Genomic DNA, 15410 nt, shown 5'->3' on the forward strand with positions numbered 1-15410 from the left:
CAGTGAGTGAAGAATTAAAAACACTTAATATTTTATACAAATTAAAAAAAGAAATTCTCAAATCACAAAATGACACTCTGGTATCTCAGATTGACCACGCCATTTTAAAGACATACAAGGATCAGCTGGTATTATCATTCATCGGCCATTATTCTGCTGGAAAGTCTTCATTGATCAACTATTTGCTGGAGCAGGATATTCTGCCGTCTTCCCCTGTGCCGACGACAAGTAATACTGTGGCAGTACAGATTGGCGACGCTGCGGAAATCAGCGCATTTTTAAACCAGTATCAATATGTCGCGGTGAAAGACTACGAAGAACTCCGTTCATTGAATACTAAGGATATCGATATCAGTGCGATCAATATAGATGTCCAGCACGGTGATTTCAAAAATAATACGGTCCTCCAGGATACTCCGGGTGTCGATTCAAATACAGACAGCCACAGGGAATCCACGAACCGTTTTTTACTTAACAGTGACTTCATATTCTTTACAGTGGAATATAACCATGTCGAGAGCGAGCATAACATGGTGCTTCTTAAAGAATTGTCAATGATGGGTATACCTCTGATATTGATCATCAACCAGATAGATAAACATGATGACCAGGAAATCACCATGGATACATTCTTATCAAAAATCAAAAACACGCTGAAAGACTGGAATATCACCCTGCACGAAATATTCACGACAAGCATCTACGAATCACCGTACAACCAGGTTGGGGAGCTGAAATCATTCATCCACGAACTGGAAAGAAAGAGACATGAACTTCTGGATGCATATTTCAACAGAATCACTCAAACGATAGAGAACAGCCAATTGGAATACTTGAAGGACGAACTGGCAGATCATGAGAGCGATGAGGAGGAAATCGATACGCGCAGTATCGATGAGGTCAAACGTCATATCAAATTTCTCAATCAGGAAATAGAGAAATCGAAAGTGGAATCCCTTCATCAGGATGAAACGCTATTAAATAATCATGTGAAAGACTCGGTAAGAAAGATTGTAAAAGACAGTTATATCTTCCCGCATGAGGTCAAGAGTTCTATAACGCACTATTTAAACATCATGGCCGGTGAGGTCAAAGTACCGGGATTTTTCAGCAGGAAGAAAAAAGAAGCGGAAATGATCCATCAATCCAAAGTGGAGATCGAACGGAATTTAAACAATATTTTCAAAACTGAAATCAATGCGCCGATCAACAGCTTTTTCGGCGGTCTCGGCCTGACCGGGGAGCCTTTCAAATACAATTTCAATAATGATCTGCTGATCGAGGAAGAGATCACTCATCTGAACAATCAGTTCATCTTGAATTACCTGGATAAGTTTAAAGCGAAGATCGTCAGCGATGCCGCAAATGCGGTTATGAACCATCTGCCTTCTATGGAAAAGTCCGATGCAGGTGAGCTCAAGGAACAATCCCAGCTTGATGATGACCTGAAAAGATATGAAAATATATTGAAACTGCTCAGTCTGCAGACTTCCATAGAAAGTACAAGCTACCGTCATTTCTATATCCATATCGATGATGAGATTGATAAATTGAATCTCGTCGAAGAAGTCGAATTGAATAATGATTCAGAAACTGCCGGAACTGGGGAAATTCTGAGGGACGACTTTAAATTCATCAACGAAGGCGGAGTCGATCTTGATTACTATTATGAAGTCACAGGACACCTTAAAGACAAAAAGCGTTACAGTGATTTCCACAGAGTGATCGAAGATAAGCTGGAACGTATCAGAAAAGGCAGGGCGAACATCAGTGTTTTCGGCGGATTCAGCGCAGGGAAGACAACTTTCATCAATGCGCTGTTGAATAAAGCCCAACTCGCAATGAGCCCGAACCCGACGACGGCCACCATTACAGAAATCAATGACAATGAGTCCAGCGAGATACTATTTAAAACTGAAGATGATTTGATAGGTACGCTTGAGATGCTCTCGAACCAGAAGCATGATTCAGTTGAAGGCTACTTCAAATGGATTAAAAGAGAGCGGCAGAATGTACCTGAAACATATAAGCCATTTCTTGACGGGATTCTGAACAAGTATGAAGATTACAAATCAGATCTCGGCATGAAGAGGAAAATCGAAACAGCCAGTCTCATCAGTACAGTCAGTTCTGATGAAGATTCTACATTTGTCCATAAGGCTTATGTTTCACTTCAAAATGAAATTACTGAAAAATACACTTTGATTGATTCACCGGGAATCAACTCAATCAACCAGAGACATACGAAAGAAACAAGAAATATCATCGCAGACAGTGACCTTATCATCTATGTCTCATATTATAATCACGTCTTCTCAAGAAGCGATGAAGCATTTTTAAAGTATATCCAATCAATCAAAGGGGAAAATTTCCCGATCATATTCATTATCAATGCGGTGGATCTCATGAAAAATGAAGCAGATAAAAATCAGGTCATCGACTACATGTCGAATGCATTGATTTCTCTCGGCATCACCAACATGATTTTCCCTGTTTCAAGCAAGCGTGCGCTCAACTCAGAAGACAGCATGTTCAATGAAGCTAAAGAGAACATACTGAACATCACTGATAAGCTCGCTTCCAATGTCCAGGTACAGTCCATCAGAGAGACCGCGGAGCAGCTCAAGTTAAATATTGAAAGCAACATCCGCCAGTATGAAAATGCGGATCTTGAACGCACACGCATTGAAAGCACCAGACACAATATTTTCACTGACCTGGAGACTTTCAGTGCACTCGATATAAAGAGTAACCTATACCAGGAGATAGATGTACTGCTGGCATTCATCACAAAACGGTTTGAATTGAAGTTGTACGATTATATGAAGGGGCTTATTACAGTTTCCGATATACAGGATAAAAACTATCTGGTCAAAAATCAGTCGCTCATTAAAAATGAGCTTGAACATTTCCTGACGATTGAAGTCAGTACTGTCTTCAATACCGTATACCGCCAGGCTGAAGAGCTGATGATTCAAAATATTACCCAGTTCAATGAAAGACTCAGTGCGGCGAATACTACGCATTCACTGGTGTTCAACCGCCAGGCTGAAGAGGAACCAAAAATATCGGTTGATGTATCTGAATTTGGTAAGTATGGCAAACTGCTTCACCAGGCACGCAATAACCAAAAAGCATTCAGAGACAGCCTTTTGGACTTTGCCGGACATATAAGCACTACACTGGACATAGATGGACTGAGCGCTGATATGAAGCACTTGATTGACGAATATTTGAATAAAGTTCAGGAAGATATTTCAGAACAGAAACCTGTAATGATCGAGGAGTTGAAGAAACCACTCCCGGTCATCGAAGAAAGTGATTACGAAGAGGACCAGAAGCTTCTTGAATCTTTATCTGAAATTAAGGGTGATTAAATGTCTATTGTAAATAAAAATGATTTGAAAAAAATGAATCAATCCAACACAATACTCGTTGACTGCCGGAATATAATGGATAAGTTTGACGAGTCAAAGCAACTTGTGCAATCGGATAAGATAAGCCGGGCTGTTCATATTCCACAGATGCCGTTCATGTTTAAATTCGATGGGATTAATGAAGGCAGGCATCCCTTGCCGGACCAGAATGTCATAGATGATTTATACCATACACTGTCAAAAGAAGGCAGATATGAGCTGCTGCTGTTTGCAGATGATAACAGCTTCTTCCATACGCGCTTGTATTATCTTTTCCTGCTGTACGGCCATGATGTTTATTTATTCAATGATGATCTGAATATAATCAAAGGGCAATCGGAGGAATTTCATGACATTGATGTTGAACTGCCGATCCAATTTGATTCGGGAGATTCTATATTCAAGCGTGACATCCATTATTCCATGGAAGCTCTTGAAGGGATAATCAATGAAAATATACTGCTCATTGATGTTAGAAGCGAAGACAGATACTTGGGAATTACAGAACCGATCGATTATAAAAAAGGGCATATCCCAGGCGCGGTAAATATACCGAACAGTCTGATTTATACGGACGGTCTTCTGAACCTTAATGCGCTTGACCATGCTTTGGAAAAATTTAAAGAGTATGACGAAGTAATTGTCTACTGCGGTTCCGGCATGAGTGCGACACCTATGTTCACACTGCTCAATCACTACGGCATCAATGTCAAAGTTTACACAGGCAGTTTCTCAGAATGGATTACAGATGACTCCAATACAGTGGAAACATCGCCAAATACTATAGAGGGTGTTCATTTTAATGATAAATAAGACTTTGGTAATAGATGGCATGGCATTATTATTCCGACATTTCTATGCAACAAGTTTCAGGAACCAGTTTATGATCAACAGCAAAAACATTCCAACAAACGGAATCCAGGGCCTCATCAGACATACGATGAAGCTCATTGAAATCACCCGGCCTGAAAACTTGGTAATCACATGGGACATGGGAAAAGAGACGATACGCAACGAATGGTTCAAAGGTTATAAAGCAAACCGTACAGCGCCTCCGGAAGAGATGATACCCCAGTTTGATTATGTCAAAGAAATCATTCATGATATGGGGATTTATCAACTCGGCATACACGGCTATGAAGCGGATGATATCATCGGCACACTCGCAGTGAATTATGATGATCTGATCATAGTCAGCGGAGACCGGGACTTACTGCAGCTGCTCGGAAAGAATAATGATATATGGTTAACGAAAAAAGGGTTCACCGAATATCATTACTATGACGAGGAAAAATTCGTAGAGGAATATGACATCACTCCGGAGCAATTTGTAGATGTCAAAGCATTGATGGGTGATTCCGGGGATGGCTATTTTGGGGTGAAAGGCATCGGGGAAAAGACGGCATTGAAATTAATCAGAGAGTACTCGAATGTAGAAAACATCATTGAAAATATTGATTCGCTGAGTAAAGGTCTCCAGACTAAAATATTGAATGATATGTCATCGCTTCAGATCTCCCACAAGCTGGCCAAAATCATTACAGATGTCGAGTTCTCACACGATGAATATATGGACCACCGCAAATTGGTCATCGATAAGGAAAAGATTGATCAGACACTCGTCGACCATGACCTGCGCATCACCCAGAAATATATCCATACTTTAAATATATAGGAGGACAAGATGGCACTTATATATACCGATGCTGCGGCCAGACAGAACCCGGCGTATGCTGCAGGTGCTGCGGTCATCAATGATGAAGGGTCGAGGCATGAATTCAAATTTGATCTGGGCGCACTTGATAATCATGAAGCGGAGTGGGCAGTACTCGATAAAGCTGTCGATGAGGCGATTGCATTAAACATTACATCTGTCATCCTCCATACTGATTCTAAAATAATCAGCGACAGTTTTGACAGACATTTTGTTAAAAATAAAAAATTTCAGCCATATTTCAACAGTATCCGAAAAAAATCTGTGCAATTTGATTTGTTTCTGGTCACTCATATACCAAGAAACAGAAATAAATCAGCAGATCATCTTGCGAAAGAAGCCCTTTATAAGTACACAAAGAGATGATGAAAGTCATTTCTTTTTTTATCTCGTGCTTTTCTGTATAATTAATTAAGGAGGTTGAAGATGAAACAGGAAACATTATATAAAATCAACCAACTTGAAGAAAAATATTGTCATGGCTGTTTATTGAAAAAGTTAAACCGCGACCGGGGAAATCACACGAGTGCACATAAATTTTGCATCAGCGAATGTTCTGTCGGTCTGAAAATCCGCAGCCACGGCAACCAATTACAATAGGAGGATATATTAAATGGAAATTATAAGAATTGAACCAACACCAAGTCCAAATACTATGAAAATTACTGTGAGTGAAGAGAAAGAGGATATGAAATCAGCGACATACAGAAAAGCTTCTGATGAAGCGCCTGAATTCATCAACAGAGTATTGGAACTTGAAGATGTTACAAGTGTCTTTCATGCAATGAATTTCATTTCAGTGGATAAATCTCCAAAAGCTGACTGGGAAACATTGATTCCTGAAATTGAAAACACTTTTAATGCAGACAGCAATGATTCCGATGTAAAAAAAAACCAATAAATAGTTCCCCCTTTGGTGAAGTAAATGTTCAAGTACTGACTTTCAAAGGGATTCCTTATCAGATTAAGCTCAATGACGGGGAAGAACACAGGCAACAACTGGATGAGAGGTTCGTAAACGCTGTTGAAGAAGCTACTCTGCCCGAAGATAACATTATCATGGGCCGCAAGTGGGAACAGAATTCAACACGTTACGGTACACCTGATGAAGTTTTCACTGAAGTCATTGAAGAGATCAACGCACTTTATAATGAGGAAACCCTTCAAAAGTTGGTTGAGGAAGCAAAAAGCAAACTACCGCCGGCTCCAAAAGAGTACCGTAAAGTGAGCGTCCAGGAATTCAAAGACGCAGAGGACTGGAAAGAGCGCCTGAACCTGCTTGACCATATGGAAAACCCGACCAAGGATGATTATGAACTGCTTGAACTGGCATTGCAGGATGAAAAAATGCAGATCAGAAGAACAGCAGTATATTTACTTGCCATGATTGAAGATAAAGAGACTCTGACTTATTTAAAAGCAGGACTTGAAGATAAAGCTGTACCTGTAAGAAGAACAGCAGGAGACGGCTACAGTGATCTCGGATTAAAAGAGGGATTGGAAGACATGTATCCACTGCTTGATGACAGAAGCCCAATCGTCCGCTGGCGGGCTGCAATGTTCATCTATGAAGTAGGCGATAATGACAGTCTGCCTTATTTGTATGAATATCAGGATGATTCGCAGTATGATGTCAAGTTACAAAAAGAGATTGCAATCGCACGCATAGAAAAAGGCGAAGAAGCCATGGGCAGTGTGTGGAAACAAATTCAGGAAAGGGAGAGATAGATTGAATCCTTATGAAGAGTACATGAAGGAAGTAGCGAAGCCGATGCGGGATGAACTGACAAATCGCAACTTTGAAGATTTGACGACACCTGAGACTGTGGATGAATTCATGGATACTGTAAAAGAGGACGAGACAGCATTCGTCGTCATCAACAGTGTCTGCGGCTGTGCAGCAGGTCTTGCACGTCCGGCTGCAGTTACAGTTGCTGAACAAAACCCAAAACAGCCCCATCATAAAGCAACAGTTTTTGCCGGACAGGACAGAGAGGCGACAGCACGTCTGAGAGAATTCATCGGAAAAGAACCGTCCAGCCCGTCATACGCATTATTCAAAGGTAAGAACCTTGTTCATTTCATGCCTCGTGAACAGATTGAAGGCCGGGATATCAACGATATAATGATGGATATCAAAGAATCATTCGACGAAAATATTTCATAAAAAAACCAGGAATAATATTCCTGGTCATCATTTATCCTATTCAGTAATGCACAGTGATACGAACCATGCTGCCATCAGGGCTAATCCAATTGAAAGTATCATTTCCATGAGTCAACACTCCAAGTAGTCATTTTTATTATCATAATCAATTATATAGAAGTTCAGTGAAAAAGAAAAGAGGGGTATCATGAATAATTTTGACAAGGTCTATCATCAACTTCTCGAACGTGTCAAATCAGAGGGCGCTTTTAAAGATGACCGCACCGGCACAGGCACGTATTCTGTTTTCGGTCATCAGATGCGTTTTGATTTATCGGAAGGTTTCCCTTTACTTACTACAAAAAAAGTCCTGTTTAAAATGATTGCAACAGAGCTCATCTGGTTTATACGTGGAGATACGAATATAAAATTCTTACTCGAATACAATAATAATATATGGAATGAGTGGGCTTTTAAAAATTGGGTTGAGTCGGCTGAGTTCGATGGTCCGGATATGACCGATTTCGGCCGCAGAGCATTGCAGGATGAAGTATTCAATGAAACATATAAAAAGGAAATGGATAAGTTCAAAGAACGGATTCTGACTGATGAATCATTCAGTGAAAAATACGGTAATCTGGGCAATGTCTACGGGAAACAGTGGAGAGACTGGATCGGTCCGGACGGAAATTCAATAGATCAGTTGAAGAATGTAATCGAAGCGCTTAAAACAAACCCTGATTCCAGAAGACATATCGTCACCGCTTGGAATCCTGCTGAAATTGATACGATGGCTCTTCCGCCATGTCATTCCTTTTTCCAATTTTACGTCAATGACGGCAGACTGAGTCTGCAGCTGTATCAAAGAAGTGCAGATATATTTCTGGGTGTACCATTCAATATAGCGAGCTACTCACTGCTGCTTCTGATGGTTGCCAAAGAATGTGGTTTAGAAGCAGGCGAATTCGTGCATACTATGGGTGACGCACATATATATTCCAATCATTTGGAGGCTGTGGACAAACAGTTATCAAGAAACAGCTATGAACCGCCTGCGTTAAAGATAAACAGCGACGCTTCTATTTTTGAAATTGAATATGAAGACTTTGAAGTGGTGGATTATAAATCACATCCATACATCAAAGCAGCAATTGCAGTCTGATCAAGGAGGGTTAAAATGGTATCACTAATCGTAGCGCATGCAAATCAGAATGTTATCGGTTTTAACGGGGATATGCCCTGGCATCTCCCTGCAGATCTGAAAAACCTTAAAAATCTGACTGAAGGTAACACGATTGTAATGGGCCGTAAAACTTTGGAAACTTTAAAAAAACCATTGCCGAACCGCAAAAATGTCGTATTGACACGGAATAAGGATTACGAATTTGATAATGTAGAAATCATTCATGATATCGATGAAATAAAAAATCTTGAAGGCAAGGTCTTTATTTTCGGCGGCAGCAACGTCTATAAACAGACTATGCATCTTGTAGATGAAATGTTCATCACAAAAATTCACGAAACTTTTGCCGGTGATACTTTCTTTCCTGAATATGATGTAACTGAATGGGAAATTGAAAAGATTGTCCCGGGAACAGTTGATGAAAAAAATAAATATGCACATGAATTTATGCATCTGAAAAGAAACCTGTAAAGTGTAAAGACGATGAATATCTGGAAATGGGCATTTATAAGTCTTTTGTTGTTCAATATACTTGCAGTCGGTGCACTTTATATATTTTTAACAGGAAATTATGATGAAGTGGATATCGGGGAAACCGGTGAATCTTCAGCTGAACATGTTGTGATATTACAAAATAACAGCGTAGAAACTATATTGAATTCTTTCTTACGGGAAGACTCAGCAAATGATATCTCGGTTTCTATTGATGAGAACAACATTGAACTTTTTTCTGAAAATGAATATTTGAATATGAATTTTGATACGACATTCAATCTGAACCCGCAAATAACCGACAGCTCCATCATATTTGAAATCAGTGATATTTCAGTGGGACAGCTGCCTTTAACAGAAGATATGCTGTACACCTTAATAAGAACCAGTGCCGATCTGCCAGATGGTATTGTATTCAGTACAAATTCGAAAGCATTGATAATAGATAAATCACTGTTCGATGATTATAGTGATTTATCATTGGATATTGAAGAAATAGATCATCAGAATAATGCGTGGTATTTTTCTATTGAAAATTTAAACTGAGGTGAATTAATTTGACAAAAGCAACATTGGGAGGCGGTTGTTTCTGGTGTCTCGTTAAACCTTTTGATCAGTGGGATGGCGTAAATGAGGTCCTCTCAGGCTATTCAAACGGTGAAGTGGACAACCCGACCTATGCCCAGGTGAGTACAGGAACAACCGGCCATATAGAAGTAGTACAGATTGACTATGAAGAAGATATCATCAGTTTTAAAGAAATTTTGAAAATATTCTTTAAAACTTTTGATCCGACTGACACTGAAGGACAATTCGGTGACCGTGGAAGCCAGTATATGCCGGCTATTCTTTACCATGATGACGATCAGAAAAAAACTGCTGAAAAAGTAATAGAGGAAATAGACAACAGCGGCGTATTCGATAAACCGATCAATACACCTGTCATACCGCTAAAATCATTTTATGCAGCAGAAGAGGAACATCAGGATTTTTACAAGAAGAACCGTGGACATTATAATGCATATTATAAAGGCTCCGGACGTAAAGCATTCATAGAAAATCATTGGGGTGAATCGTAATGAGTGTAAGAAAAAATATTGATGAATTAAGTTCAACAGAATACAATGTAATGAAGGAACAAGGCACAGAACCGCCATTTCAAAACGAGTATTGGGACCATTTCGAAGACGGTATCTATGTTGATAAAATTAGTGGAAAACCATTATTTACATCGAAGGATAAGTTCCATTCTTCATGCGGCTGGCCAAGTTTTTCAAAAGGTGCATCCGATGATATCACGGAACATTTTGATGATTCCTTCGGTATGAGACGCACAGAAGTGCGCAGTTCAGAATCAGACAGCCACCTGGGACATGTGTTTGAAGATGGACCGGAAGAGCTCGGTGGACTACGTTATTGTATTAATTCTGCGGCAGTGACTTTTATACCCAAGAATGAACTTGAAGAAAAAGGGTATAATGAATACGTAGATTACTTTAATGACTAAATAGGAGTTGATTCAAATGTTCAAGAATTTATTCGGGAAAAAAGACGAATCACCTGTCGATAGTACACTTGAAATTAAAAGTCCTTTTAACGGAAAATATGTAAAACTGGAAGATATACCTGATCCGGTATTCGCTGAAAAGATGATGGGGGAAGGCTTTGGTATCGAACCCTCTGAAGGTGAAGTCGTATCACCGGCTGCTGGTGAAGTAATGCAGGTTTTCCCGACAAACCACGCGATAGGTATAAAAACAGCAAATGGAATTGAACTTTTGATTCATATCGGCCTGGAAACTGTCGCAATGGAAGGTGAAGGCTTTACAGGACATGTAAGCGAAGGCGACAGCGTCGAAGTCGGGGATAAGCTGGTCACTTTTGATATGGAGCTTGTAAAAAAAGAAGCGAACAGTACTATTTCACCAGTCATAGTCACTAACAGCGACATTTTAAAATCGTTCGAAATAGTTGAAACCGGAGATGTCAGCAAAGCATACACTGTTGTTGCCAAAGCTGAAGTGAATTAATGAAAAATTATTCATATTATCAGTATATTAAAATACGGGCCGGTGAAAAATCCGATATCGGTATTTTGAGTGATTTTATTAAAAATGACAGCATGTTTCCCAAACAGGAAACCGACTACCATCAACTTAGTGATTATTTAGAAAGAAACCCTTATCCTGATATAAAATTAAGTGCATTCGATGAATCCTACCAGAACTATCAAAATTGGTTAAACCACTGACAAAAGGAGATTTAAAATGAGTATCCATATTAACGCGCAAAAAGGTGACATAGCAGAAACAATTTTACTGCCGGGAGACCCGTTACGTGCAAAATATATTGCCGAAAATTTTTTGGAAGATGTGACCTGCTACAACGAAGTCAGAAACATGTTAGGTTTTACAGGAACTTATAAAGGTAAACGCATTTCTGTGCAGGGCACAGGTATGGGTGTACCATCCATTTCAATCTACATCCATGAATTGATGGAAGAATACGGTGTTAAAAATCTTATCCGTGTCGGTACTTGCGGTGCAATTCAAAAAGATGTAAAAGTCCGCGATGTCATATTGGCACAAAGTGCATCAACAGACTCTTTCCAAAACAGGAAATTATTCGGAAACTTTGATTATGCTCCGACTTCCGACTTTGATCTATTACTTTCAAGTTACAATGAAGCAAAGAAAAAGGGTCTGGAAGTCAAAGTGGGTAACGTATTCACTGCTGATTCTTTCTACGATGAAAAAGGCGATGTGGAAATGATGGCCAAATACGGTGTTCTTGCTTTGGAGATGGAATCTTCGGCACTATTTACGATCAGCAAAAAGTTTGATGCAAGAGCTTTAGCCATTTTGACAGTTTCTGATCATGTACTGACAGGCGAAGCGACTTCAAGTGAAGAAAGACAGACAACATTCAATGAGATGATTGAAGTAGCACTTGATGCTGCACTGCCATTTGCAGGTGAATAATTTTTCAATAATTTATAATTTATTAAAGAACAGTGGATTTTCCACTGTTCTTTTTCTTTTAATATTGTCAACTACCTGATAAACTATAAGATATTATGCTCTTTGAAGTTAGGTGTGTGTAATTTGGACGAGAATAAAAATAATAATGAAACAAGCCATAAATCCAAAAGAATAAGTATCAATCCTTTTTGGCTGATTATAACCATATTGGCCGCCGTCATACTTTCCAGTGTGATTACGGCGTTAAGCCTGGAAGCCGGCTCTGAGAAGGCTGTCAATGTCGGCACTGATACAAGAAGTGAATTCTCGAAATTGTATAGTGTATATGATACGATTTCCACAGATTTTTATGATGAAGTCGATAATGAGGAATTGATTGAATCCGCCATAGAAGGTATGGTGCAGGGTTTGGATGATCCTTATAGTGAATATATGAACATGGATGATACTGAAGCATTCCAGGAAACTGTCACCGGAGATTTCGAAGGCATCGGTGCTGAAGTGATGCAGGAAGGCAATCGTATTGTAGTGACGTCCCCGATGAGGGGCTCACCTGCAGAAGCTGCTGGAGTTGAACCGGGAGACCAGATCATTGCAGTTGACGGTGAGAGCATAGAAGGCATGACGACCACGGAAGCTGTCCAGCTGATCCGGGGTGAAAAAGGCACGGATGTAGTATTATCAATCGTTCGCGGTGAAGGCGAGCCGATGGACATAACAGTGACGAGAGATACCATTCACATTGAGAGTGTCACTTATGAAGAGATTGATAATGTTGGCCATATCAGTATAAACAGGTTCCAGGAAGGAACAACTGACGAGTTTGAAGAAAGCATCAATCAGGCTTCAGAAGATGAGGTCGAAGATATCATTGTCGATTTCAGATATAATCCTGGCGGATTGCTTTCTGAAGCTGTATCAATGATCAATCAGTTCATACCGAAGAATGAAGTTGCCCTGATGCTGGAGGACAGCAATGGTGAGCGAGTCGAACTCGAAACTGAAAACCGTCGAAATGACAATACAGAAGATATGAATGTTTATATTTTGATAAATGAGGGTTCTGCGAGTGCTTCGGAAGTATTCACAGGTGCTCTCGATGATCATTTTGATGATGTTGTCATTGCCGGCACTCAATCTTTCGGTAAAGGTGTCGTACAGCAGACACAGAACTTCAATGACAACTCCATGTTGAAATACACAAATACCAAATGGTTGACACCGGAAGGTACATGGGTTCATGAAGAGGGCATTACACCGGATATTGAACTGGTCAATCCTGATTATTACCGTGTGGAAGTACTTGATGAAGACGATGTCTTTACAGAAGGACAGGAAAGCGAGACAATTACGTCCATAAAAGTGGCCCTTGAAACTCTCGGCTATGATGTCGGAACTATCAATGAAACTTTCGATGAGAAATTGAATGATGCAGTCAAAAGCTTCCAGGAAGATAATGATATGGAAGCAGACGGTAATGTGACGGGCGATACTTCAGTAAATCTGATGTCTGAGCTAAGAGAATTCATCAATGAAAATGATGCACAGCTGGAATATCTCGTTGATTACATCAATGGGGAGCACAGCGCAGAAGAAATAGAAGATGAAGCACAGGAAAATGCACAAAATATTGAAATCAAATCAATAGAAGAGCTTCAGGAAGAAGCTGAACAATAACCATTCCCAGTCGCACAAAATTTTTTGTGCGACTTTTATTGTGCCAAAACTCTAAATGGTTTAAAGTTATATCATAAAGATAAATGGAGGTTATTATGGAAACTTCAAAAAGAAAGGTTATTTTAACCGGCGGTGGGACAGTAGGCCACGTCATGTTGAATAAATTACTTATTCCCAGTTTCCTGAATAACAATGTCGAACCCGTCTACATAGGTTCTAAAACTGGAATTGAAAAAGAAATTATCAGCTCTACTTCAATAAGATATTGTAATATTTCCAGCGGTAAATTAAGGAGATATCTTTCATTTGAAAACTTGAAGGATATCTTCAAAGTGGCAAAAGGAATATTCGATGCCCGTAAAATATTAAAAAAGGAAGGTCCTGATCTAGTGTTTTCCAAGGGAGGTTTTGTAAGCGTACCGGTTGTACTTGCTGCAAAATCTTTGAATATACCGGTTTATATTCATGAATCTGATTTGACACCGGGACTTGCAAATAAAATTTCAACAAAGTTTGCCACTAAATGCTATGTCACGTTCGAAAAAACGATGGACTATCTTCCAGAAGAGAAGACCGAATATCTCGGACCTGTCATCCGGGATGAATTATTGAATGGCTACAGCGAAAAAGGCTACGAACTGTCCGGCTTTAATCCGGAGAAACCGGTTATCATGTTCATGGGCGGGTCGCTCGGTTCAAAATCCATAAACGAATTTGTCAGAGAGAATATTGATATTCTGACACAGGAGTTTCAAATAATTCACCTTTGCGGCAAAGATAATATCGACGGAAGTCTGACCCAAAATGACAATTACATCCAGTTTGAGTTCGTCAAAGACGAACTTGCCCATTTCATTAACATTTCAGATATTGTCATCGGCCGCAGCGGATCCAATGCCATATATGAATTGCTTTTAAATCTCAAGCCAATGATACTGATACCTTTACCTCTCACTCAAAGCAGGGGTGATCAGTTGGAAAATGCACAGTACTTTTCAGAAATGGGCTATGCGAAAGTCATTCAGGAAGATGATTTGACACTGCAGAATTTCAATTCTGCCGTCAATGATATTAACGAGACACGTCATGACATCATTATGAATATGAAACAATATAAAGGCGGGTTTAAACCTGACACATTGGTCTCAAAGCTGCTAAATGAGGAGGAAGTTTAGTGAGCCGATTAAAAAAATTATCATTGTTCCTGGTATTCACTTTAATATTCGGCGTCATTGCCGTCTTCCACGAATCCAGACTTGGACAATGGATAGACAGAGAAGTATATGAATTCATATATGCCTCGGAAAGTTTCATCACAACAGCATTCATGCTCGGCTTCACTCAAATAGGAGAAGTGCTGACCATGGTGATCCTTTCCATCATCATGATTGCCATACTGATGCTCTACAAACTTAAATTCCATACTCTGTTCTTTATCATTTCAATGCTGGCAAGCAGTATAATGATACCTGTGATGAAAAATGCTTTCGACAGGGAAAGACCTTCATTATTAAGATTGATAGATATCTCAGGCTTCAGTTTTCCGAGTGGGCATGCCACAGGCTCTACGATATTCTTCGGCTCCCTTATGGCGATTATAAATAAAACTTCTTTGAATAATAAAAGTGTGCTGTACGCTTTATGTGCGTTCTTTATCCTGATGATTTCTTCATCAAGAGTATATCTGGGCGTCCATTATCCTACAGATGTCATAGCAGGCATAACAATCGGTACAGCTGCAGTTATAGGTACAAGCTATCTGCTTCACAACAAATTTAAGAAAAGTCAATATGTCTAATAT

At 39.6% G+C, this 15410-nt stretch carries 19 protein-coding genes; all 19 read left to right on the plus strand.

Annotated features, from left to right (window positions below):
- The first annotated feature begins 2 nt into the window (after positions 1-2).
- The 19 genes from ACY8DT_RS13495 to ACY8DT_RS13585 all read left to right on the plus strand — a co-directional run bounded on the left by ACY8DT_RS13495 (position 3) and on the right by ACY8DT_RS13585 (position 15407).
- On the plus strand, positions 3-3377 hold the full coding sequence (locus ACY8DT_RS13495) for a dynamin family protein (protein WP_462420824.1): 3375 nt from the start codon (positions 3-5) through the stop codon (positions 3375-3377).
- Positions 3378-4229 carry a sulfurtransferase gene (locus tag ACY8DT_RS13500; RefSeq protein ID WP_462420825.1) on the plus strand — a complete coding sequence of 284 codons (852 nt, stop codon included), beginning with the start codon at positions 3378-3380 and terminating at the stop codon, positions 4227-4229.
- Positions 4219-5091, plus strand: a complete 873-nt coding sequence (locus ACY8DT_RS13505; RefSeq protein ID WP_462420826.1) for a 5'-3' exonuclease — start codon at positions 4219-4221, stop codon at positions 5089-5091. The genes ACY8DT_RS13500 and ACY8DT_RS13505 overlap by 11 nt, the downstream gene beginning before the upstream one ends.
- A 9-nt stretch (positions 5092-5100) precedes the next feature.
- Positions 5101-5496 (plus strand): ribonuclease HI family protein, encoded by a 396-nt coding sequence (locus ACY8DT_RS13510; protein ID WP_462420827.1) that lies wholly within the window; start codon positions 5101-5103, stop codon positions 5494-5496.
- Positions 5497-5556: 60 nt separating this feature from the next.
- Positions 5557-5730 carry a zinc-finger domain-containing protein gene (locus ACY8DT_RS13515; protein WP_462420828.1) on the plus strand — a complete coding sequence of 58 codons (174 nt, stop codon included), beginning with the start codon at positions 5557-5559 and terminating at the stop codon, positions 5728-5730.
- Positions 5731-5743: 13 nt separating this feature from the next.
- Complete coding sequence (locus tag ACY8DT_RS13520; protein ID WP_462420829.1) at positions 5744-6031, plus strand: NifU N-terminal domain-containing protein; 288 nt, start codon at positions 5744-5746, stop codon at positions 6029-6031.
- Positions 6032-6129: 98 nt separating this feature from the next.
- The gene (locus ACY8DT_RS13525; RefSeq protein WP_462422282.1) at positions 6130-6858 is read left to right on the plus strand and encodes a virulence factor; all 729 of its coding nucleotides are present in this window, start codon (positions 6130-6132) and stop codon (positions 6856-6858) included.
- Between the two features lies 1 nt (position 6859).
- Positions 6860-7297 carry a BrxA/BrxB family bacilliredoxin gene (locus ACY8DT_RS13530; RefSeq protein ID WP_462420830.1) on the plus strand — a complete coding sequence of 146 codons (438 nt, stop codon included), beginning with the start codon at positions 6860-6862 and terminating at the stop codon, positions 7295-7297.
- Between the two features lie 184 nt (positions 7298-7481).
- Positions 7482-8438: a thymidylate synthase gene (locus tag ACY8DT_RS13535; RefSeq protein ID WP_462422283.1), complete on the plus strand. Its 957-nt coding sequence runs from the start codon at positions 7482-7484 to the stop codon at positions 8436-8438.
- Positions 8439-8453: 15 nt separating this feature from the next.
- Complete coding sequence (locus ACY8DT_RS13540; protein WP_462420831.1) at positions 8454-8930, plus strand: dihydrofolate reductase; 477 nt, start codon at positions 8454-8456, stop codon at positions 8928-8930.
- 12 nt (positions 8931-8942) lie between these two features.
- Entirely contained in the window at positions 8943-9497 is a 555-nt protein-coding gene (locus tag ACY8DT_RS13545) for a DUF2140 family protein (RefSeq protein WP_462420832.1), read from the plus strand.
- A gap of 11 nt (positions 9498-9508) precedes the next feature.
- Positions 9509-10030, plus strand: a complete 522-nt coding sequence (gene msrA / locus ACY8DT_RS13550; RefSeq protein WP_462420833.1) for a peptide-methionine (S)-S-oxide reductase MsrA — start codon at positions 9509-9511, stop codon at positions 10028-10030.
- Complete coding sequence (gene msrB / locus ACY8DT_RS13555; RefSeq protein ID WP_462420834.1) at positions 10030-10458, plus strand: peptide-methionine (R)-S-oxide reductase MsrB; 429 nt, start codon at positions 10030-10032, stop codon at positions 10456-10458. The genes msrA and msrB overlap by 1 nt, the downstream gene beginning before the upstream one ends.
- 16 nt (positions 10459-10474) lie before the next feature.
- A complete protein-coding gene (locus tag ACY8DT_RS13560; RefSeq protein ID WP_462420835.1) occupies positions 10475-10981 on the plus strand; it encodes a PTS sugar transporter subunit IIA in 507 nt (168 codons plus the stop codon).
- Positions 10981-11202, plus strand: coding sequence for a YozE family protein (locus ACY8DT_RS13565; RefSeq protein ID WP_462420836.1), 222 nt, complete (start codon positions 10981-10983; stop codon positions 11200-11202). The genes ACY8DT_RS13560 and ACY8DT_RS13565 overlap by 1 nt, the downstream gene beginning before the upstream one ends.
- A gap of 16 nt (positions 11203-11218) precedes the next feature.
- The gene (gene deoD / locus ACY8DT_RS13570; RefSeq protein WP_462420837.1) at positions 11219-11932 is read left to right on the plus strand and encodes a purine-nucleoside phosphorylase; all 714 of its coding nucleotides are present in this window, start codon (positions 11219-11221) and stop codon (positions 11930-11932) included.
- 123 nt (positions 11933-12055) lie between these two features.
- Complete coding sequence (locus ACY8DT_RS13575; RefSeq protein ID WP_462420838.1) at positions 12056-13609, plus strand: S41 family peptidase; 1554 nt, start codon at positions 12056-12058, stop codon at positions 13607-13609.
- Positions 13610-13704: 95 nt separating this feature from the next.
- Complete coding sequence (gene murG / locus ACY8DT_RS13580) at positions 13705-14784, plus strand: undecaprenyldiphospho-muramoylpentapeptide beta-N-acetylglucosaminyltransferase (RefSeq protein WP_462420839.1); 1080 nt, start codon at positions 13705-13707, stop codon at positions 14782-14784.
- Positions 14784-15407, plus strand: coding sequence for a phosphatase PAP2 family protein (locus ACY8DT_RS13585; protein WP_462420840.1), 624 nt, complete (start codon positions 14784-14786; stop codon positions 15405-15407). Before murG ends, ACY8DT_RS13585 begins: the two co-directional genes overlap by 1 nt.
- Positions 15408-15410 lie beyond the last annotated feature (3 nt).

Source organism: Salinicoccus sp. Marseille-QA3875 (assembly GCF_054950095.1).